The sequence below is a fragment of the Brevundimonas sp. NPDC046655 genome (assembly GCF_044901625.1).
Taxonomy (GTDB): domain Bacteria; phylum Pseudomonadota; class Alphaproteobacteria; order Caulobacterales; family Caulobacteraceae; genus Brevundimonas.
In genome coordinates, this window is the sequence record NZ_JBJDPV010000002.1 from 218,649 (window position 1) to 237,836 (window position 19,188).

21 protein-coding genes are annotated in these 19,188 nt (G+C 67.7%); 17 read left to right on the top strand and 4 right to left on the bottom strand.

The annotated features are described in order from the left end of the window. Positions 1-38: 38 nt before the first annotated feature. A complete protein-coding gene (locus tag ACI2KI_RS08815; protein ID WP_404619325.1) occupies positions 39-2,009 on the top strand; it encodes a conjugal transfer protein TraG in 1,971 nt (656 codons plus the stop codon). 9 nt (positions 2,010-2,018) lie between these two features. Beyond that, on the top strand, positions 2,019-2,498 hold the full coding sequence (locus tag ACI2KI_RS08820) for a CopG family transcriptional regulator (RefSeq protein WP_404619327.1): 480 nt from the start codon (positions 2,019-2,021) through the stop codon (positions 2,496-2,498). A gap of 57 nt (positions 2,499-2,555) precedes the next feature. Here the strand turns inward: ACI2KI_RS08820 and ACI2KI_RS08825 are convergent, their stop codons facing one another. After that, positions 2,556-2,825 carry a DUF6894 family protein gene (locus tag ACI2KI_RS08825; RefSeq protein ID WP_404619329.1) on the bottom strand — a complete coding sequence of 90 codons (270 nt, stop codon included), beginning with the start codon at positions 2,823-2,825 and terminating at the stop codon, positions 2,556-2,558. A 107-nt stretch (positions 2,826-2,932) separates the two neighbouring features. Here ACI2KI_RS08825 and ACI2KI_RS08830 point away from each other — a divergent pair, with 107 nt between their 5' ends. Continuing rightward, entirely contained in the window at positions 2,933-3,595 is a 663-nt protein-coding gene (locus tag ACI2KI_RS08830) for a Crp/Fnr family transcriptional regulator (RefSeq protein WP_404619610.1), read from the top strand. 766 nt (positions 3,596-4,361) lie between these two features. On the opposite strand, the gene ACI2KI_RS08835 is transcribed toward ACI2KI_RS08830, so the two are convergent. Further along, positions 4,362-4,604, bottom strand: a complete 243-nt coding sequence (locus ACI2KI_RS08835) for a hypothetical protein (RefSeq protein ID WP_404619331.1) — start codon at positions 4,602-4,604, stop codon at positions 4,362-4,364. A gap of 286 nt (positions 4,605-4,890) precedes the next feature. Here ACI2KI_RS08835 and trbB point away from each other — a divergent pair, with 286 nt between their 5' ends. The 11 genes from trbB to ACI2KI_RS08890 are packed head-to-tail and all read left to right on the top strand — an operon-like array spanning position 4,891 to position 14,066. Then, a complete protein-coding gene (gene trbB, locus ACI2KI_RS08840; RefSeq protein WP_404619333.1) occupies positions 4,891-5,805 on the top strand; it encodes a P-type conjugative transfer ATPase TrbB in 915 nt (304 codons plus the stop codon). A 29-nt stretch (positions 5,806-5,834) separates the two neighbouring features. Then, entirely contained in the window at positions 5,835-6,149 is a 315-nt protein-coding gene (locus ACI2KI_RS08845) for a TrbC/VirB2 family protein (protein ID WP_404619335.1), read from the top strand. After that, positions 6,149-6,415: a VirB3 family type IV secretion system protein gene (locus ACI2KI_RS08850; protein ID WP_404619337.1), complete on the top strand. Its 267-nt coding sequence runs from the start codon at positions 6,149-6,151 to the stop codon at positions 6,413-6,415. The genes ACI2KI_RS08845 and ACI2KI_RS08850 overlap by 1 nt, the downstream gene beginning before the upstream one ends. 2 nt (positions 6,416-6,417) lie before the next feature. Continuing rightward, positions 6,418-8,853, top strand: coding sequence for a conjugal transfer protein TrbE (gene trbE / locus ACI2KI_RS08855; RefSeq protein WP_404619339.1), 2,436 nt, complete (start codon positions 6,418-6,420; stop codon positions 8,851-8,853). A 2-nt stretch (positions 8,854-8,855) separates the two neighbouring features. Beyond that, positions 8,856-9,560: a P-type conjugative transfer protein TrbJ gene (gene trbJ, locus ACI2KI_RS08860; RefSeq protein ID WP_404619341.1), complete on the top strand. Its 705-nt coding sequence runs from the start codon at positions 8,856-8,858 to the stop codon at positions 9,558-9,560. Between the two features lie 41 nt (positions 9,561-9,601). Beyond that, positions 9,602-9,811, top strand: a complete 210-nt coding sequence (trbK-alt, locus tag ACI2KI_RS08865; RefSeq protein ID WP_404619612.1) for a putative entry exclusion protein TrbK-alt — start codon at positions 9,602-9,604, stop codon at positions 9,809-9,811. Next, complete coding sequence (trbL, locus tag ACI2KI_RS08870) at positions 9,804-11,204, top strand: P-type conjugative transfer protein TrbL (RefSeq protein ID WP_404619343.1); 1,401 nt, start codon at positions 9,804-9,806, stop codon at positions 11,202-11,204. Before trbK-alt ends, trbL begins: the two co-directional genes overlap by 8 nt. Beyond that, positions 11,201-11,887, top strand: a complete 687-nt coding sequence (gene trbF / locus ACI2KI_RS08875; RefSeq protein WP_404619345.1) for a conjugal transfer protein TrbF — start codon at positions 11,201-11,203, stop codon at positions 11,885-11,887. The genes trbL and trbF overlap by 4 nt, the downstream gene beginning before the upstream one ends. Further along, the gene (trbG, locus tag ACI2KI_RS08880; protein WP_404619347.1) at positions 11,887-12,747 is read left to right on the top strand and encodes a P-type conjugative transfer protein TrbG; all 861 of its coding nucleotides are present in this window, start codon (positions 11,887-11,889) and stop codon (positions 12,745-12,747) included. Before trbF ends, trbG begins: the two co-directional genes overlap by 1 nt. Beyond that, positions 12,744-13,835 carry a TrbI/VirB10 family protein gene (locus ACI2KI_RS08885; RefSeq protein ID WP_404619349.1) on the top strand — a complete coding sequence of 364 codons (1,092 nt, stop codon included), beginning with the start codon at positions 12,744-12,746 and terminating at the stop codon, positions 13,833-13,835. The genes trbG and ACI2KI_RS08885 overlap by 4 nt, the downstream gene beginning before the upstream one ends. A 3-nt stretch (positions 13,836-13,838) precedes the next feature. After that, complete coding sequence (locus tag ACI2KI_RS08890) at positions 13,839-14,066, top strand: DUF2274 domain-containing protein (protein ID WP_404619351.1); 228 nt, start codon at positions 13,839-13,841, stop codon at positions 14,064-14,066. 26 nt (positions 14,067-14,092) lie between these two features. Here ACI2KI_RS08890 and ACI2KI_RS08895 read toward each other — a convergent pair whose 3' ends face one another. Then, positions 14,093-14,986 (bottom strand): LysR family transcriptional regulator, encoded by an 894-nt coding sequence (locus ACI2KI_RS08895; RefSeq protein WP_404619353.1) that lies wholly within the window; start codon positions 14,984-14,986, stop codon positions 14,093-14,095. Next, positions 14,983-15,573 carry a hypothetical protein gene (locus ACI2KI_RS08900; protein WP_404619356.1) on the bottom strand — a complete coding sequence of 197 codons (591 nt, stop codon included), beginning with the start codon at positions 15,571-15,573 and terminating at the stop codon, positions 14,983-14,985. The genes ACI2KI_RS08895 and ACI2KI_RS08900 overlap by 4 nt, the downstream gene beginning before the upstream one ends. A gap of 216 nt (positions 15,574-15,789) precedes the next feature. Between ACI2KI_RS08900 and ACI2KI_RS08905 the strand changes: the two genes are divergently transcribed. The 3 genes from ACI2KI_RS08905 (at position 15,790) to ACI2KI_RS08915 (ending at position 19,119) form a co-directional block, all read left to right on the top strand. Further along, complete coding sequence (locus ACI2KI_RS08905) at positions 15,790-16,275, top strand: helix-turn-helix transcriptional regulator (protein WP_404619358.1); 486 nt, start codon at positions 15,790-15,792, stop codon at positions 16,273-16,275. Positions 16,276-16,990: 715 nt separating this feature from the next. Next, the gene (locus tag ACI2KI_RS08910) at positions 16,991-17,416 is read left to right on the top strand and encodes a lasso peptide biosynthesis B2 protein (protein ID WP_404619361.1); all 426 of its coding nucleotides are present in this window, start codon (positions 16,991-16,993) and stop codon (positions 17,414-17,416) included. Next, the gene (locus tag ACI2KI_RS08915; RefSeq protein WP_404619363.1) at positions 17,413-19,119 is read left to right on the top strand and encodes an asparagine synthase-related protein; all 1,707 of its coding nucleotides are present in this window, start codon (positions 17,413-17,415) and stop codon (positions 19,117-19,119) included. Before ACI2KI_RS08910 ends, ACI2KI_RS08915 begins: the two co-directional genes overlap by 4 nt. Positions 19,120-19,188 lie beyond the last annotated feature (69 nt).

Consider the following 19,188-nt stretch of genomic DNA (forward strand, 5'->3'; position numbering starts at 1 on the left):
GCCTGGACCCCAAGACCTCAACCTCGGAAGGAGGGAGCATGTCCGCTGGAAAGATCCTCTGGGGCCAGATCAGCCTGGTCCTCGGTCTCATCCTCGCCGGCGTCTGGGGGGCGACCCAGTGGACGGCCTGGCGCCTGGCCTATCAGCCGGCGCTCGGCGCGCCCTGGTTCGAGCTCATGGGGCATTCGATCTACGCCCCGCCGAGCCTCTTCTTCTGGTGGTTCATCTATGAGGCTTATGCGCCGCGGCTCTTCCTGGAGGGCGGGGCGATCGCGGCGGGTTCTGCGCTCGTCGCCATCGGGGTCTCGATCGCCATGGCGGTCTGGCGTTCGCGAGAGGCGGCGTCGGCGACGACCTACGGCACCGCGCGATGGGGCGACGTCCGGGACGCCCGCGCCGCCGGCTTGATGGGTGATGACGGCGTGCTGCTGGGCGAGATGGACGGCCGGTATCTGCGCCACCACGGACCCGAGCATGTGCTGTGCTTCGCGCCGACCCGCTCGGGCAAGGGGGTCGGTCTGGTGGTGCCGACCCTCCTGACCTGGGGCGGCTCGGCCCTCGTCCATGACATCAAGGGCGAGAACTGGTCCCTGACCGCGGGATGGCGCGCTCGCTTCGGGCCGGTCCTGATGTTCAATCCGACCGATGCGGGGAGCGCCGCCTACAACCCCCTGATGGAGGTGCGGCCGGGACCGCTCGAGGTGCGCGACGTCCAGAACATCGCCGACATTCTCGTCGACCCCGAAGGCGCGCTCGAACGTCGGAACCACTGGGAGAAGACAAGCCATGCTCTCTTGGTCGGGGCCATCCTCCATGTCCTGCACGCCGAGCCCGACAAGACCCTGGCCGGAGTGGCCGCCTTCCTGTCGGATCCGGAACGGCCGATCGAAGCCACCCTTCGGCGCATGATGACGACGCCTCATCGCGACGGACGGCCTCACCCTGTGATCGCAGCCGCCGCCCGCGAACTGCTGAACAAGAGCGAGAACGAGCGGTCGGGCGTCCTCTCCACCGCGATGAGCTTCCTCGGCCTCTATCGCGATCCGATCGTCGCGGCGGTGACCGGACGCTGCGACTGGCGCATCGCCGACCTGGTCGACGGCGAACGGCCGGTCTCCCTCTATCTCGTCGTGCCGCCTTCGGACATCAGCCGCACCAAGCCTTTGATCCGCCTGATCCTGAACCAGATCGGCAGACGCCTGACCGAGGATCTGCAGGCGCGGGCAGGGCGTCGCCGCCTTCTCCTGCTGCTCGACGAGTTCCCGGCGCTCGGTCGTCTCGACTTCTTCGAAACCGCCCTGGCCTTCATGGCGGGCTATGGGCTGAAGGCCTTCCTGATCGCCCAGAGCCTCAACCAGATCGAGAAGGCCTACGGGCCCAATAACGCCATCCTCGACAACTGCCACGTCCGGGTCGCCTTCGCGACCAATGACGAGCGCACGGCCAAGCGAATTTCCGAGACCCTGGGAACGGCGACCGAGCTGAGGGCGATGCGGAACTACGCCGGGCATCGGTTGTCGCCCTGGCTGGGTCATCTCATGGTGTCGCGCCAGGAGACGGCCCGTCCCCTCCTGACCCCGGGCGAGGTGATGCAACTGCCCTCGACGGACGCCCTGGTGCTGGCGTCGGGATGCGCGCCGCTGCGGGTGAAGAAGGTCCGCTACTATGCGGACCGTCAGCTCAAGGCGCGCGTGCTTCCGCCTCCGGCGTCGCGAGGCGCGATTGCGGGCGGAGCCTATGTGCCCTGGCCGACTCCCTCGGTTCCAGTCGCTGCATGGCGATCAAAGCCGGGGGAGGCCGATGACGGAGTCCTGAGACAGGCACAGGATCTCGAAGCGCCGGACGTCCTGGGGCCGGCGCTCGTCGTCGACGACCCGTCATGCGATCCGCTCGGTTCCGACCGCGAGGATGACGAGGGCTTCGCGGTTCTTCCGGACGACCTCGAAGCCCGGATGCGGCGCGTCGCGCGCCAGGTCGCGCTCGATCCTGACGACGGCATCGCTCTTTAGGCCGGTGCAATGAAGAAGCCCTTCCTCACCGTCTACCTGACGCCCGAGCTGCTCGACCGCCTGGTCGCGCAGGCGAAGCGAAGGGGCGTGCCCAAGTCGACCGTCGCCGAGGCGGCCATCGCCAGCTTTCTCACCCCGGACGCCGCCCAGCAGCAGGAGGCCGCGCTCGGCCGGCGGCTGGATCGGCTCAATCGTCACGCGGACCGGTTGGAACGGGACCTCGAAATCGCGGTCGAGATGATGGCGCTTTTCGTCCGGACCTGGATGGCCGCGACGCCCTCGCTGCCGGACGCCGCCCAGGCGGCGGCGCGTGCGAGGGGGCGCGATCGTTACGAACGTTTCGTTGAGCACCTGGGCCGCCGGCTGGCGTCGGGGCGGTCGTTCACGCGCGAGCTGGCGTTCGAACTTGAGGCGGCGACCCGAGATGCGCCAGCCGAGTCATTCGAGGATGGGGCTGGGGAAAAGCGCGCGGCCGGCCCAGGGGAGTGAAAGCCCTGGCGTGCGGGCTGTTAGGGACGGCTCGCGGCGCCTGGGCCGTGGCTGTTTTTACGCGTCCAGCCAGACCTGGCCGCCCTCGTCGGCAGGAAGCGATGGGCGCGACACGTCCAGTCGCGCTTCGAAGACGGGCTCTCCATCGGAAGTCATCACTTTCACGGTGAGACGGCTGAAGGTCGTCCCGCGCAATGCGTGATCTCTCACAATATCCGCCGTCGCGAGCAACGCCTGCGCCGCAGCTGCATTGTGATCTGGAACTTCAAGCTCCACGGTTGTCAGACGTTCGTCAGACCTGAGGAGGAAGATATAGTTCGGATCCATTTTCCGGAAACCGCCACGCAGGAAGGAGGTCTCAAAGGTTGTCTAATGAACTCTTCCATCTCCTGAAGGCGAAGCTGACTCGCCGAAGACCACTGTCTCTCGCGACGGTGAAGAATGTCGCCGACGCTTTCGAACCGCTGGATCGAACGCCCGCGGCCGAGGACTTGATCGTCCAGGGCGTCCGAGCGTCATCCTGCCTCCTGCTTCTGGATGGCTTCGCCGCCCGGTACCGCCTGCTGGAGAGCGGTCGGCGCCAGTTCACGGACATTGTGGTGCCGGGAGACTTCATCAATCTGGGGACCGTGCTGAAGAAACGACAACCCCAAAGCGTCTTGGCCTTGACCGACTGCAAGACGGTTTCGCTCGCCCATCCGCGCCTGGAGCTGTTGATCGACGGCGACCCCGATCTCACCAAGGTCCTTTGGCTGGAGACCCTCGTGGACGGCGCCATAGGCCGGGAATGGATCTTCTCACTGGGCGCGCAGAGCGCCAAGGCGCGACTGGCCCGCTTCCTGTGCGAGATCTACTGTCGGCTGGAGGCTGTCGACCGCGCGGCGGACAACAGCTTTCGTCTCCCCCTCACTCAGGCCCAGGTGGGCGATGCGCTGGGGTTGTCGGCGGTCCACGTCAATCGCGTGGTCTCGGAGATGCGCCATGAGGGTCTGATCGCCTGGAGCGGGCATGCAGTCCGGCTCCGACAATGGCGGGAAGTGGCCAGGCTGGCGGAATTCGACGGCGCTTATCTGGAGCTTCCGCCTCGCTCCACTTAGCGGGAGTCCGAGCGGCTGCTTCAGCGGGGGCTCCCCCCATCGCCAGGGCCCGACGGCTCTCTTTCAAGCTTTAGGACAAAGCGAGTCCGGACGGCCTTCAATGGATCGGCGGCGCTTGACGCCTGAAGTCAAGGGGGCGGTAATGCCCGGTGACGGGCTTCAGGAGGGTGGGGGATGCAGCGGAAAACGACCAGTGAGCTCTGCGATCTCGCGCGAAGCGGCGGCAGTATCGTGGTTTATGCCGACACCCGCTCGGTCGAGGATTTGATCCAGATCGCAGGCGAGTTGCGACACGGCGCCACGCTTACGCTGACGGGCATGGCCATGCGCCCGACCCGAGACCTATGCCGGATAGCCGAGGCGGCTCCCGGTCGGGTCTCGTTTGCGGGTTAGGGTAGCCTGTGATCTGTACTGACAAAGCCAAAGGCCCGCCTCCTCGTTTAAAGGCGGCGGGCCTCGAGGCGGAGCCCGAGGGCTCGACGCACGACCAACTTCTACCGGCAAGAGCGAAATTGATCACCAGCCCGGAATAACCGTGAAGTCGGGAAAGGGTTGCTCCTGAGCTGGACAGCCGGCGTTGCGTGTCGACGCCATCCGGCATGATCCGCAAGGGGCACGCGATGAAGCTGCGCGGGCGTTCCTGGCCGGACCCTGGCTATATCGGCGCTTCAGTCGTCGCGGTCGCCCGAAGAGATTTTCTTGGGGCGCATGCCCGTCGCACCATCGGCGGCTGAGCGGCGGCCGTTCTTTCGGGAGGCCGACGCGGTCAAACCCTCCGGGCGGACCCGCCCGTCAGCGGCGCGTCTTCGTCTTTCATCTCGAGAGCATCGGCATCCTTGCGATAGCGCTCCGCCATGCCGGCGAACCGGTCGCGATCGGCCTCGAACGGCGAAAGACGGGCCATGCGTTCGGCGTTGAGCTGCAGCTGGCGAAGTTCGGAAATGCGGGAGGAACGGGTCATAATGAAGCGGAACTCGACAAGGGTGTTCGTGCAGCAGGCCTGGAGCAAGTCCCGGGCCTGAGCGCGATACGATTCGCTCCGCCGGTCGGATGACCTCGTCCTTTCAGTCAGTGACCCGGAATCCTGATATCGCGAGCCTCAGAACAGAGGTCCCGTTCTCGGGTGCGGGCGGCCGCGCCGCCGATCGCCTGTCTTTCTGCGCCAAGGCCCTACTACGCCGTCAGGGGTGTTGAACCCTGGTGATTTGAGGCCTTCTTGTCGCCCCCGTCCGGATCGGTCGTCGATCCGCTCTCGCAGACGGGACGCCATGACCATTCCGGCGCGCAGCCTCAAAATGCTTCGCACAGCTTTAGGGCCGGCGCTGCTGGACGCCCTCTCCGAGCCGGACGTGGCGGAGGTCATGCTCAATCCCGATGGCAGGATCTGGCTGGATCGGTTGACGAGCGGCCTGGAGGCCACCGGCCAGAGGCTGGAGCCTTCGGAGGGGGAGCGGATCGTGAGGCTGGTCGCGCACCACGTCGGACTGGGGGTGGACGAGAGCCGTCCCCGCATCTCCGCTGAGTTGCCCGAAACGGGGGAGCGCTTCGAGGGCCTGCTGCCGCCGATCGTGCGCGGCCCGGCCTTCGCCATCCGCAAGCCCGCCGTCGCGGTCTTCACCCTGGACGACTACGTCGCCGCCGGCGTCATGACCGCGAGCCAGGCCCGGAGCTTGCGGGACGCTGTCGCAGGACGACGCAATATTCTGGTCGCAGGCGGCACGTCCAGCGGAAAGACCACCCTGGTCAACGCCCTGCTGGCGGAGATGGCCGACAGCGACGACCGGATCATCCTGCTCGAGGACATCCGCGAGCTGCAATGCGCGGCGGTCAATACCGTGGCCCTGCGCACCCTCGATGGAGCCGTGACTCTGTCCGACCTGGTGCGTTCCGCCCTGCGCCTGCGGCCGGACCGTATTCCGGTCGGCGAAGTTCGCGGCGCGGAGGCTCTGGATCTGGTGAAGGCCTGGGGCACAGGACATCCGGGCGGGGTCGGCACCCTGCACGCCGACTCGGGGCGCGGGGCCCTCCACCGGCTCGAACAACTCATCCAGGAAGCCGTCGTCACCCCGCCTCGCGCCCTGATCGCCGACACCATCCATCTCATCGCCGTCCTCGCCGGTCGCGGCGCTGAAAGACGCCTGGTCGAACTCGCCGCCGTCGACGGCCTGGACCCCCACGGGGCTTACCGGCTGTCGCCCATCGCCTGCTGAACTGTCGTCATCTGCCCAGGAGCATCTCCATGATCGCCTGTCGTCGTCTTCACGCCGCCCTTGCGCTGGTCGCAGCCGCAGCCTCGGTTTCACCCGCCCTGGCCGGCGGTTCCTCCATGCCCTGGGAGGCCCCGCTTCAGTCCATCCTCGAGTCGATCGAGGGGCCGGTCGCCAAGATCATCGCCGTGATGATCATCATCGTCACCGGCCTGACCCTGGCCTTCGGGGACACTTCAGGCGGAGCCCGTCGCCTGATCCAGATCGTCTTCGGCCTCTCCATCGCCTTTGCGGCCAGTTCCTTCTTCCTCAGCTTCTTTTCCTTCGGCGGCGGCGCCCTGGTCTGATGTCCGATCCAATCCCCGAAGACTTCGTCGCCCCGGTCCACAGAGCCCTGGTCGAGCCGATCCTTCTGGGCGGCGCGCCGCGCGACCTGGCCCTCGTCAACGGCACCGTCGCCGCCGCCCTGGGGCTGGGCTTGCGGCTGTGGGCCGTCGGCGTGGCCCTCTGGATCATCGGGCATGCGCTCGGGGTCCTCGCCGCCCGACACGACCCGGATTTCGTCGAGGCGGCGCGTCGCCACCTGCGGCTCCCCGCCTATCTGGATGTCTGACCATGTTCTCGCTTCAGGAATACCGCTCCCGGCCGCGACGACTCGCAGACGTCCTGCCCTGGGCGGCGCTGATCGCCCCGGGCGTGGTCCTCAACAAGGACGGCGGCCTGCAGCGCACCGCGCGCTTTCGCGGGCCGGATCTGGACTCCGCCACCAATGCCGAATTGGCCGGGGCGGCGGGGCGATTGAACAACGCCCTGCGTCGGCTCGGCTCCGGCTGGGCCCTCTTCGTGGAAGCGCAGCGTCATCCGGCCGCCGCCTATCCCGAGAGCGTTTTTCCCGACCCTGTGTCCGGTCTGGTCGACGAGGAGCGCAAGGCCGCCTTTCGGACGCGCGGGGCGCATTTCGAGAGCGCCTTCTATCTCACCCTGGTCTGGTTGCCGCCGACCGAGGATCGGGGACGGGCGGCGCGCTGGCTGTACGAGGGGGAGGCGGAAAAGGGCGTGGACTGGCCCGGGCATATCAAGGGCTTCGTCGATCGCACGGACCGCCTCCTCGCCCTGATCGAGGGGCTCATGCCCCAGGCGGACTGGCTCGACGATGAGGCCACCTTGACCTATCTGCACGCCACGGTCTCGACCGCGCCCCAGGCTGTGCGCCTGCCGGAAACCCCCATGCATCTCGACGCCCTCCTGGCGGACCAGCCCCTGGTCGGCGGGCTGGCGCCGCGACTGGGCCGGTCGCACCTGCGGGTCCTCACGATCATCGGTTTTCCCACCGCCACCTGGCCGGGGCTGCTCGACGAACTCAATCGCCTGGCCTTCGACTACCGATGGACCACCCGGGCTCTGTGCCTGGACAAGACGGACGCCGCTCGCCTGCTGGGCCGCATCCGTCGCCAGTGGTTCGCCAAGCGCAAGTCGGTCGCCGCCCTTCTCAAGGAGGTGATGACCAATGAGGCGTCCGTCCTCATGGACACGGACGCCGGCAACAAGGCGGCGGAGGCCGATCTGGCGCTTCAGGATCTCGGCGCCGACGGCGTGGGCTACGCGCTCGTCACCGCGACCCTGACGGTCTGGGACGAGGACCCGGCGGTCGCCGACGCCAAGCTGCGACAGGCGGAGAAGACGGTGCAGGAACGCGACTTCACCTGCATCGCCGAGAGCCTCAACGCCGTCGAGGCCTGGCTCGGCGGCCTGCCGGGGCAGGTCTACGCCAATGTGCGGACGCCGCCGATCTCGACGCTGAACCTGGCTCACATCATGCCGATGTCGGCCGTGTGGGCCGGGCCGGACTGGAACCCCCACCTGGACGGGCCGCCCCTCTTCCACGCCCGCACGGACGGCGCCACGCCCTTCCGCTTCTCCCATCATGTCGGGGATGTCGGCCACACCCTGATGGTCGGGCCGACAGGGGCGGGGAAGAGCGTTCTACTGGCGCTTATGGCGCTGCAGTTCCGCCGCTATCCGGCCGCCCAGGTCTTCGCCTTCGACTTCGGCGGATCGATCCGGGCGGCGGCGCTCGGCATGGGCGGCGATTTCCACGACCTCGGAGAGGCCATGCAGAACCGCGAAGGCGGTCTAACCCTCCAGCCGCTCGAGGGGATCGACGATCCCGGCGAGCGCGCCTGGGCCCAGGCCTGGCTGAGGGATCTTCTCGCGCGAGAAGGCGTGACGGTCGATCCCGAGACCAAGGATCGGATCTGGTCCGCCCTCACCAGTCTGGCGGGGGCGCCGGCGAGCGAGCGCACCCTGTCCGGTTTTGCGGCCCTGGTTCAGAACATCGCCGTGAAGCAGGCGATTGCGCCCTTCACCTTGGCCGGGCCGTGGGGACGCCTGCTCGACGGGGATCATGAACACCTCGGGACGGGGGCGGTCCAGGTCTTTGAAACGGAAGGCCTCATGGGTTCGGCCGCCGCGCCCGCCGTTCTGGATCACCTCTTTCATCGGGTCGAGGCGCGGCTGGACGGCAGCCCGACCCTGATCCTCATCGACGAAGGATGGATCGCTTTGGATGCGTCCGGTTTCGGCGCCCGGCTGCGGGCATGGCTCAAGACCCTGCGCAAGAAGAACGCCTCGGTGGTCTTCGCCACCCAGTCGCTCGCCGATATCGACGGCAGTCCCCTCGCCGCCGCCATTGTCGAAAGCTGCCATACCCGACTCTTCCTGCCCAACGCCCGCGCGCGCGAGCCGCAGATCAGCGCTGTCTATCGTCGTTTCGGCCTCAACGACCGGCAGATCGACATCCTGACCCGGGCGACGCCCAAACGCGACTATTACTGCCAGTCACGTGCAGGGAACCGGCTGTTCGAACTCGGCCTCGGCCCGGTCGCCCTGGCCTTCTGCGCCGCCTCCTCGACGGAGGATCAGGCCGCCGTCCGCGCTGTTCTCGCCCAGGCCGGCCGAACCGGCTTCGGAGCCGCCTGGCTGCGTCGTCGCGGCCTGCCGTGGGCGGCCGATCTGCTTGAAACCCCGAACATTCCCCAAGCCGGAGATTGACCATGAAGCGCCCGCGCTCGCCTTTCGCCGTGTCCGCCGCAGCCATTGTCGTCCTTCTGTGCGGAGGTCCGGCGACGGGCCAGGTCGTGGTCCATGATCCGACCAATCACGTTCAGAACGTCATCCAGGCCGCCCGCGCCCTCGAGCAGATCAACAACCAAATCCAGTCGCTGCAGAACGAGGCGACCGCCCTGATGAACCAGGCGAGGAATCTGACAAGCCTGCCCTATTCCTCGCTCCGGACCCTGCAGGGCCAGGTGGAGCGCACGCGCGGTCTTCTGTCGCAGGCCCAAACCCTGGCCTTTGACGTGGGGGAGATCGAGGCGGCGTTCGACGCCCGCTACGGCGCCGTGGCCCTGTCGACTTCCGAGAAAGACCTGGTGGCGCGGGCGCGTCAGCGCTGGCTTTCCTCCGTGGCCGGTTTCGAGGACGCCATGCGCGTCCAGGCCGGCGTGGTCCAGGGACTGGGCGCGACCCGGGAAGAGCTGGAAAGTTTGGTGAGCGCCAGTCAGGGCGCAGCGGGCGCGCTCCAGGCCGCCCAGGCCGGGAATCAGCTGCTGGCCCTGCAGTCCAGCCAACTGGTCGAGCTTGCCGCCCTGCTCGCCGCACAAGGAAGGGCGGAGGCCCTGGACGCCGCCGACCGCGCCGCCGCGCGTGCGGACGCCCAGGCGCGCTTTCGGCGCTTCATGGGAGAGCCGGAACAGTGAGAAGCCTGATCCGTAAGGATCCTCTGGCGGCGGCCGCCGTCATGATCGCGATCTGCGCCCTCGTCGCGGCGGCGCTGGCGAGCCCGCGGGAGCTCCGGTCAGGACGATCCGTGGGGCCGACCGCGGCCGGGCCTTCAGCAGAACTGGTCCGCTGCCGCGCGCTTGGGGAGGCGGGCGGCGCCGATCCGGCCTGTCATGCGGCCTGGGCGGAAAGCCGACGACGCTTTTTCGCCGGAGGGCGCCATGACTGACTCCGGCGTCATCGACCGGTTCTTCGAGGTCTTCAGCCGCTACATCGACAGCGGCTTCGGGCTTCTGGGAGGGGAGGTCGCCTTCATCGCGACCAGCCTGATCGTCATCGACGTGACGCTCGCCGCCCTGTTCTGGGCCTGGGGGCCGTCCGACGACATTCTCGCCCGACTGGTCAAGAAGACCCTCTTCGTCGGTTTCTTCGCCTTCCTGATCGGCAATTTCCAACAGCTGTCCGAGATCGTTTTCGCCAGTTTCGCCGGCCTAGGCCTCAAAGGTTCCGGCACGACACTCTCGACCGAAGATTTTCTCAGGCCCGGCAAACTCGCCGAGGCGGGGATTGATGCGGGGCGACCGATGCTCATGGCCGCCGCCGAAATGTCCGGCTTTCCCGGCTTCTTCGAGAACTTCGTCCAGATCGCGATCCTCATGGTCGCCTTTCTGATCGTCCTGATCGCCTTCTTCATCATGGCGATCCAGCTCTTCGTCACCCTCATCGAGTTCAAGCTGACGAGCCTGGCGGGCTTCGTCATCATTCCCTTCGGTCTGTTTGGAAAGACGGCTTTTCTGGCGGAGCGTGTTCTCGGCAATGTGGTGGCCTCCGGCGTCAAGGTCCTGGTTCTGGCCGTCATCGTCGGCATCGGATCCAGCCTGTTCGACGCCTTCGTCACGGATTTCGGCGGCCAGCCGCCGGCGCTTGAGGACGTTCTCGCCGTCACCCTGGCGGCTCTCAGTCTGGCCGGCCTCGCCATCTTCGGCCCCGGCATCGCCACAGGCCTGGTGTCCGGCGGGCCTCAACTGGGGGCAGGCGCCGCGATCGGAACCGGTCTGGCGGTCGGGGGCGTCGCGGCGGTCGGCGTGGCCGGCGCCCGACTGGCCGCCGGTGCGGGGGCCGGTCTGGCGGGACGGGCCGGGACGGCCGCGACCGCGTCGCGCGCCGGGGCTCCGGCCTCCGGCGGGAGTTCAGGCCCGGGTTCAGGCCCGCGTTCAGGCCGCGGATCTCGAGACGGGAAGGGGACGGGAGGCGGCGAAGGCGGGCGCGGGTCTGGCCGCGGCGGCGGTCGAGGAGGCGCAGGCGCTGATCCGGCGACCCAACCGTCAGGAAGGACGCAGCAGAAGTCTGCCGCCCCGCCCGAAGCCGCCTCGGCGGGCTCGGAGACGGGCGCCGGTCGGCGGGACGGGGCGCCGTCGGCCGAGGCCGGGACCCAACGGGCGGCGACCCCGGCCGACGCCGGATCGACCGCATCAAGCCCGAAGGACAAGCCGCAGTGGGCCAGGGAGATGGAGCGCCGTCAGGCTCTCGCCCATGGCGTGGCCGGCGCGCTTCACGCGGTTCGGTCCGGTGATCGCCCTGGGGGCTCCGCATCCGTTTCCGTCAGCGAGGACCGCTCATGAATCCGTTCAAACGCTCCAGCGGCCATTACGGGCGCACCCCCGCGCCGGAGACGCCCTATCAGCGGGCGGCGCAGGCGTGGGACGACCGGATCGGGTCGGCCAGGGTCCAGGCGCGCAGCTGGCGCCTCGCCGCCCTGATGGCGCTCGGCCTTTCCGGGGGGCTGGCCTCCGCCCTCGTGGTCCAGTCCGCTCGGGGCGTCGTCACCCCCTGGATCGTCGAGGTGGACGCGCATGGCGAGGCGATCGCGGTCGCCCCGGCCCAGGCCGGATACTCGCCCAGCGACGCCCAGATCGCCTGGCATCTCGGTCGGTTCGTCGAGCAGGTCCGCAGCATCCCGGCGGATCCGGTCGTGGTCCGGAACAACTGGCTGCGCGCCTACGACTATACGACCGACCAAGGCGCCGCTGCTCTGTCCGACTTCGCCCGCACCCATGATCCCTTCGCTGATGTGGGCCGAATTCAGGTCGGGGTCGAGGTTTCCAGCATCATCCGCGCCTCGCCGTCCTCGTTCAGGGTCGCCTGGACGGAGCGGCGTTTCATCGACGGCCGCCTTTCGGCCAGCGAGCGATGGACGGCGATCCTGACGGTGACGATCCAGCCGCCGAGGACGGCCGACGACCTGCGGAAGAACCCTCTCGGCGTGCTCGTTCACGCCTTCAACTGGTCGAAGGAGATCAACTGATGCGCCGCAGCCACCTGTCGTCCGCGGCCCTGGTCGCGCTCTGCCTTGCTGTTCCCTGGGTGACAGAAGCGGCGACATTCCAGTCCGCGCGGAGAAGCGTCTCCTCTCCCGGAGCGGACGTCGCCGCGGCCAACGCCGCCGCGCGTGTGCAACCGTCCAGCGAGAACTATCTGAATGCGACCCAGGTCTTCGCCTATGAGGCGGGCGCGCTGTTTCAGGTCTACGCCGCGCCCGGACATGTCACCGACATCGCCTTGCAGCCGGGAGAGGCCCTGGCGGCGCAGGGGCCGGTGGCGGCCGGCGACACGGTTCGCTGGATCATCGGCCAGACGGAGAGCGGCGCCGGCGACGCCCGTCGGACCCATATTCTGGTCAAGCCCACGCGCGGTGATCTGAAAACCAACCTCGTCATCAACACCCACCGGCGGACCTATCATATCGAGCTCAATGCCCGACCCGCCGCCTATATGGCCGGCGTGTCCTGGCGCTATCCGCTCGACGACCTCGTCGCCCTTGAGGCTCGGGCCACGCGGCAGGCCGAGCGCGACGCCGAGCCCCGGATGAGGTTGGAGGATCTCGACTTCGGCTATCGCGTATCGGGTCCGCGACTGGCCTGGCGGCCTGTGCGAGTGTTTGACGACGGTCGGCAGGTCGTTCTCGAGTTCGACGCCGCGATCGATCAGGCAAGGCTGCCGCCGCTCTTTATCATCGAAGCCGACGGCGAGGCGGCGCTGGTGAACTACCGCGTGCTCGGCCGTCGGGTCGTCGTCGACCGTCTGTTCGACAAGGCGGAGCTTCGTCTGGTTTCCGGCCGGCGAACCCAGACCGTGGCGATCGAAAAGAGGAGGGACGGACGATGAAGGGCGCGTCCGCCGACCTCGATCCCGCCGTCAGGGCCATGAGGCTCAGGGCTGATCCTCCAAAACCTCTCCGGCTTTCGCGCAAGGCGGCGATGGCGGGGGCCGCCGGCCTGGTGGCGGCCATTTCGACCGCAGCGGGTTTCGGCCTGTTGAACTCTCCGAAGGAAACGCCGCCAGTGGAACTCGCCCCGTCCAGGGCTCCGCCGCCCGAAGCGGTGCGCGCCCTGCCAGGGGATTATGCGGCGCCGCGGCTGGGGCCGCCGTTGCCCGGTGACCTGGGCAAGCCTGTCCTGAACGCACGGAACGCCGTCGAGGCGAGCCCGGGCGCGACGGCTTCTGCCGATCGCGACGAGCATCGGGCGGAGGCCCGCCGCGCTGAACGTGAACGCCGCCGCGCGGAGGCCGAAGCGGCGCTCGGCTCGCCACTGCTTCTGATCCAGAACGGCTCGATCCGGGCCGGCGGCGCACGAGGCTCGCCGGGCGACCCGTCCGAGGTCAAGGTCGACAGGTCGCCGGACGTTGAGGCGGACGCAACCCTGCTGGCGGGAGCGGTCCTGGAGGCCAGCCTGGTGACGGGTGTTCGGTCAGACCTGGCGGGACCGGTGCTTGGTCAGATCACGGCGGATGTGCATGACACCCTGACCGGTCGGGACCTTCTGATCCCCAAGGGTTCGCGGCTCATCGGATCGCAGGCCGCGGATGTAAGCCAGGGGCAGTCTCGCCTCATGGTGCGCTGGACCCGGATCATCCTGCCGAACGGCCGCTCTATCGCTCTCGAGGGTGAGGCGGCGTCCGACGCCCGGGGCTATGCGGGACTTGAGGACCGCACAGACCCGCGCTGGGGCGAACGACTGAGGGCCGCAGCCCTGACGACCTTGCTCGCCGTCGGCGGCGCGGCCGTTGAAGGGGATGATGCAGACCGCGTGGCGCGCGCCCTCCGCGACGGGACAGGGCGAGGGATGAACGTTCTGGGGCGAGGTCTGGTCGAGCGCGGTCTGTCGATCCCGCCCCGCATCACCGTCCGCGCGGGGTTCGCCTTTCGCATCATCCTGACCCGGGACCTGAACCTTCAACCCTACGGAGGCTGATTCATGAGCGCCCTTAAGCTCGCCGGATTGCAGGACGACACCCCGGTGAAGATGACGATTGAAATGCCCGCAGACATCCACCGTGACCTGGTCCTGTACGCCGAGGTGCTTTCGGCCCACGGGGAAAGATCCTACACGGCCGTCCAGCTCATCGCTCCCATGCTGAGCCGCTTCATGGCGTCCGATCGATCCTTCATCACAGCCAAGACGCGTCATGGCGTCGACCGATAGCTTCAGAGGCGCGGGATACTGCGGCGTCAGAAGGCCCGGGCTGAACTGACGAACCGACGGAGCGCCGGATTGTCGTTCTGGTGATACCAGGCCGCGGCGAAGCTCACGCTCAAACCATCCCTGGCGCTGAGCGGCCGGTGGGTCAGTCCGGCCGGCAGACGGGCGTGCGCAAGCGCGCTGGAGGCGATGATCGCCAGCCCGAGGCCGAGCTCGACCTGTGACAACAGGATCGGCAGTCCGGCCCGGACGATCCTGACGGTCACGGAGGGGGGCAGGCCGATATGGGCGAGCACATCGGCGCCCAGGTCGCCTTCGCTGATCAGCAACGGACCCTGTTCAAGGGCCAGGAGATCGACCGTGGAGCCCTGGGCCAGGACGTGGCGCGCGGGGAGAACGAGGTGAAGGCTTTCCCGCCACAGCTCCGACATGTCCAGGCCGGTCACCGTCATGCCTCCGGGCAGGACGGCGACGTCAAGCCGCCGATCAGCGACGGCGGCGAGATGATCCTCGGCAGCGCCGCAGACCATCTCGATCTGGACATGGGGATGGGCTCCGCGAAATCGATCGAGGAGGCCGAACAGGGCGTCCGACAGGAAGGAGGGGGTCAGCCCGATCTTCAGCCTGCCCAGTCGCCCCTGGCCCGCCTCCTGCGCCTCCGTTACGCAGTCGGTCAGCAGATCAAGCGCGTGTTCCACGCCCCGGATGAAGGATGTCCCGGCGAAGGTCGGGGAGGCGCCTCCGGGGTTGCGGTGGAACAGGGAGACGCCGATTTCGTCTTCAAGGCCCCGAATCCGCCGGCTGAGCGCCGACTGTTCGACGCCGAGGGTCTGGGCGGCTTTTCGGAACCCGCCGGCGCTGGCGACGGCGATGCTCCACCTCAGGGATGTCAGGTCCAGCCGCGAGGCAGGTCCTGCCCTCACACCGCGCCCGCCTCGGGCATTTCGCTCTCCGCCAGAAGGGCGGCGGCGTTGATGCGTCGATGGTGGAAGGCGCGAAGCTCGGCGTCGGCCGCCTCGGTATCGCCCCGGGCCAGATGGCCCGTCACCCTCTCCAGGGCGAGCGGCATATCCCCCAGCAGCTTGGCTTCGGCGCCGGCGAACCTCTGGAGCACGTTCTGGGTGCGGTCATACAACCCCATCAAGGCGGGATCGGCGGCCCCCGCCACGATATGTCTGAAAAGCCGGGCCGGTTCGGCGTCCGGCTGAAATGTGTTGAGGGTCGCGGCGCTGGAGAGACCCGTTTCCAGGCAGTGGAGACGGAGCCTGTAGCGACCGACCAGCCCCATGGGGTCGAGGCTGAGACCGGCATAGCCTCCAGCGGGGGCGCGGCTGATGAGACCTTCGCCGCCGAGCCAGGCGAGAGCTTCGCGGACGGGGGTGGTGGACAGGCCCAGAGCCTGGGCTTCGTCCAGAATAATGATGGGCTTGCCGGGGGAGAAGACGCCGGCGATCGCGCGCTCGCGGAGCGTACGTAAGGCGTTGGCGAAAGGGTCGCGATTACGCGCCATCCGACGACTCCGGGCTTCGAATCGCCAGAGTCGGGCCATCTCGCACGAGGGGGAAGCTGCGGATGGTCCGGGCGCGGCATATCCTCGCCGGGAGATGAAAAGCTCGCATTTACACGCGGTATATTCGCGCAAACGGTGAATTCTGAGCACAGAAACGCTGACTTCTGTTGCCTGAAACGCTCTCCCCGCCCACACCTGTCGCGGGGAGGTTGTGAAATGAAGCCGCCGGACCAATCAGAGCTTGAAAGCGACAGCGCAGTGCTTTCCGCCGCGATCCGGGGTCTTAGACGCCTGCGCGGCTTCTCGTCGGCGGAAGTCGCTCAAGGAATGAACCTGGCTCTCCGAACCTATCAAGATTTCGAAGCGGGGCGAGGACGTCTCAACGTCGATTACATCTACCGCTTCTGCCATTTCGTGGACGCCGATCCGGACGCCATCTTCGCCTCTCTTTCGATCGGATCTCCGGATTTCGCGATCCGATGCCGTTCGAACAAGTTGATGAGCATCGTGATGATCGGCGTGCAGCAGCTCAATCATCAGCTCGGCGACCGGTTGGCGGCCCTGGAGGCGCGCACCATAGTCGCGGCTGTCAATGCGAGCGTGCGCGATCTCGTGGAAAAATCGGCGGGCGGCGATGAGGCCGACTGGCTGAAGGCGGGCGAGGAGGCCCTGCGTCGGGCCAGGCCGAAGCCGGGCCGTTGAATATATCGAGATATAGTTTGTCACCGCCTTGAGACGGGCAGCCCATGGAGGCGCCGCAATCCTGCGGCTGATCAAGGAGACTGTGATGCAAAACTCAACCCGTGTTCGCCTGGTTCGTCTGGGCAAGGCCCGCGACCTCACTCGCGGCGGATGGCACGTCGGCGTCTTGGAACTGGACGGCTCCTACATCCGCATGGCCTGACGGACCCGCAGGCGCCGGAATGACGCCGGCGCCTGCACCGGCCATGGAATATATGGCAATATAGCTTGCCGGTTCCGCTCCTCGGTCGCCTCCTGAAGAAGCCGCACTTCCGCGGCATACCAGAGGAGAGACTGAGATGACCCGACCGATCCGCCTCATCCGCCTCGGCGAAGCGCGCGCCCTGACCCGCGGCGGCGAACTCGAGGGCGTCCTTGAGATCGACTTCACCCGCATCAAGCCGCAGGGCTGAGGACGCAGGCCGTCGGCTTCGGCCGGCGGCCGACCGTCCTGCGCGTCATGATCTCGCCAGCGCCCTCCATCCATATCGCCGTCGTCGAAGACGACCTGGTCGCGCTGGATCTCGAGACAGACGCCTATTTCTGCCTCCCTGGTGTGGGCCGCTATCTGAAATGCGAAGGCGACGGCCGGTGGATAGCCGCAAGCGCCGCGGTCGCGCAGGGCCTTGTTGAAACAGGGCTGTTCCAGACCGGCTGTTCAGACCACCCGCCTATCATGCCTGCGCCTGCCGTCCGGACCTCCAGGCGCTATGAAGGTCCCGAAGGCGGCTTCTTTTCCCATTTGGCCTTGGCGAGGGTCATGGCGTCCGAGGCCTGGCGCATCCCTGGCCGTCCTCTGCGAGCCCTGATCGGACGGTCGCCCGGCCTGCCCTTGCGGTATGATCGGGCTGACGACGCCATGGCCGAGGCCCGCCTGTTTGATCGCTGGACGCCATGGGCGCCGGGGCAGGGGCAGTGTCTTTACAGGGCCTGTCTTCTGCGGGCCCACCTGGCGTCGCGCGGCCTCGGCTCGACCTGGATTTTCGGGGTCCGGACATGGCCCTTTTCCGCCCACTGCTGGCTCCAGGTCGGGGATGTGCTTCTCGACGATGATCTCGATCGGGTGGCGCTGTACACTCCTATCCTGGTGATCGGGGCGTGACGCGCTTCGTCGCCGTGCTGGGTCCGGAGGCGGACGAAGGCGCCTTCCAGGCAATGAAGGAAGCGGCTCGCCGTGAAGCCTGGCGGATCACGGAGATCGGTTCTCGGTTGTGGGTCGCGACGGACCGGGCGGTCGTCGCCCGCCTTCCTCACGCCTCCGGCGAACTTCTGATCATAGGCGAGGTCGTAACGTCTTCGCCGCTCCTGATCTCGGGGAAGACGGTCGACGCCCTGTGTCGGGATCTGAGCGAGAGCCTCTGGGGCCGTTACATTGCCCTCTTACTAGGCCCGGATCAGGTCTTGAGCGGGGTGTTCAGGGATCCGTCGGGAGCCGTCGACTGCGCCGTATCGCGAAGCGGATCGACCTGGCTGGTCGCAAGCGATGCTTCGGCCTGGATGATCGAGGCGACGAACGATCGTCCGGCGCTCTCCTGGCGAACGGTGGCGGAGGTGCTTCGCGACCCCATCACCCTGTCCTCCGCCGATCTGGTCGCCGGGTGGAAGACGGTGCCGCCAGGAGGGCTCCACCTTCCTGACGGACGAAATCGCCAGATATGGTCGCCGGCTCAGGCCGCGCGTCATTCATCGCCGACCGATGCGGCCGGGTTGCGAGCGACGGTCGATGCTGCGGTGACCGGCCTGGTCGGGAGGCGGACCTCTGTCCTGGCCGAGGTTTCCGGCGGCCTGGATTCGGCGATCATGGCCTCCAGCCTCCTCGCGGGCGGTTTCCGCGGCAGGGCCGTGTGGCTCAACACCTGCGGGCCCTATGCCGAGTCGGATGAGCGGGCCTACGCCCGGGCGGTGGCCGAGACCCTCGGCGTTGAACTGACGATCATGTCCCGGTCCGCCCGGGATCTGGTCGATGGCTTGGCGCTGGACCATCCCCGGTCGCTCAGGCCCAGCCTCAACAAGCTCGATGCAGCCTACGACGCCCTGCAGGCGGACCTGTGCGAGCGGCATGGCGTCGAAGGGGTTCTGACCGGCAAGGGCGGGGATGTCGCCTTCATGCAGACGGCGAGTTCCAGCATTCTCGCCGACCAGATTCGAGATTGCGGGCTGGGGGCTTTGTTGACCCCGACGGCGCCGGTGCTGGCCCGCCGCATGAGGCGCTCCGCCTGGCGGACCATGAGGGCGGCGCTGGTTTCGGCGCGACGCCCGCACGACTACGCCCCGTCGGCGAACGGACTTCTTCATCCGGATATCCGCCAAATGGAAGGCGCGTCTCATCCCTGGCTGCAGGACGTGGCTGACCTGGGGCCCGCCAAACGTCAGCAGGTCGTCGGCTTCACCAGCAATCTCGGGCTTCACAGCGGATCACTGCGAAATGCGAGGGCGGATCTGCTTCATCCGGCACTCAGCCAACCCGTCATGGAAGCCGTCCTCGCCACACCCGCCTATGAACTGACAAGGGGCGGGCATGATCGACTCCTGGCTCGGGAGGCGTTCGCCGACAGGCTGCCCGCCGCCCTGATCCAGCGGCGCTCGAAGGCGGAACTCGGCGGCTATTACGGTCGCGTGCTGGCCGCCAACATCGACCGTCTCCGACCGCATCTGCTGGAGGGACATCTTGCTCGCCAGGGCCTGATCGATCGGGGGCAGGTCGAAGCCGCGCTGCAGGTTGAACACCTGATCTGGCAAGGCGGCTATTTGGAACTGATGATGCTGAGCCTTGTCGAAAGCTGGGTGAGCGCCTGGCTTGGCTAGCAACGTGTCGGCCGCCCCTCGAACTGGCGAGCCCTATTCGACCTGTCCGATGACGGCGTGACAGGATAT

Bases quoted from the DNA above. Each gene is read 5' to 3' on its own strand.
- ACI2KI_RS08815 (WP_404619325.1), top strand. From the start codon at position 39: ATGTCCGCTGGAAAGATCCTCTGGGGCCAGATCAGCCTGGTCCTCGGT.
- ACI2KI_RS08820 (WP_404619327.1), top strand. From the start codon at position 2,019: ATGAAGAAGCCCTTCCTCACCGTCTACCTGACGCCCGAGCTGCTCGAC.
- ACI2KI_RS08825 (WP_404619329.1), bottom strand. From the start codon at position 2,825: ATGGATCCGAACTATATCTTCCTCCTCAGGTCTGACGAACGTCTGACA.
- trbB (WP_404619333.1), top strand. From the start codon at position 4,891: ATGCTTCGCACAGCTTTAGGGCCGGCGCTGCTGGACGCCCTCTCCGAG.
- ACI2KI_RS08845 (WP_404619335.1), top strand. From the start codon at position 5,835: ATGATCGCCTGTCGTCGTCTTCACGCCGCCCTTGCGCTGGTCGCAGCC.
- ACI2KI_RS08850 (WP_404619337.1), top strand. From the start codon at position 6,149: ATGTCCGATCCAATCCCCGAAGACTTCGTCGCCCCGGTCCACAGAGCC.
- trbE (WP_404619339.1), top strand. From the start codon at position 6,418: ATGTTCTCGCTTCAGGAATACCGCTCCCGGCCGCGACGACTCGCAGAC.
- trbJ (WP_404619341.1), top strand. From the start codon at position 8,856: ATGAAGCGCCCGCGCTCGCCTTTCGCCGTGTCCGCCGCAGCCATTGTC.
- trbK-alt (WP_404619612.1), top strand. From the start codon at position 9,602: ATGATCGCGATCTGCGCCCTCGTCGCGGCGGCGCTGGCGAGCCCGCGG.
- trbL (WP_404619343.1), top strand. From the start codon at position 9,804: ATGACTGACTCCGGCGTCATCGACCGGTTCTTCGAGGTCTTCAGCCGC.
- trbF (WP_404619345.1), top strand. From the start codon at position 11,201: ATGAATCCGTTCAAACGCTCCAGCGGCCATTACGGGCGCACCCCCGCG.
- trbG (WP_404619347.1), top strand. From the start codon at position 11,887: ATGCGCCGCAGCCACCTGTCGTCCGCGGCCCTGGTCGCGCTCTGCCTT.
- ACI2KI_RS08885 (WP_404619349.1), top strand. From the start codon at position 12,744: ATGAAGGGCGCGTCCGCCGACCTCGATCCCGCCGTCAGGGCCATGAGG.
- ACI2KI_RS08890 (WP_404619351.1), top strand. From the start codon at position 13,839: ATGAGCGCCCTTAAGCTCGCCGGATTGCAGGACGACACCCCGGTGAAG.
- ACI2KI_RS08900 (WP_404619356.1), bottom strand. From the start codon at position 15,573: ATGGCGCGTAATCGCGACCCTTTCGCCAACGCCTTACGTACGCTCCGC.
- ACI2KI_RS08905 (WP_404619358.1), top strand. From the start codon at position 15,790: ATGAAGCCGCCGGACCAATCAGAGCTTGAAAGCGACAGCGCAGTGCTT.
- ACI2KI_RS08910 (WP_404619361.1), top strand. From the start codon at position 16,991: ATGCCTGCGCCTGCCGTCCGGACCTCCAGGCGCTATGAAGGTCCCGAA.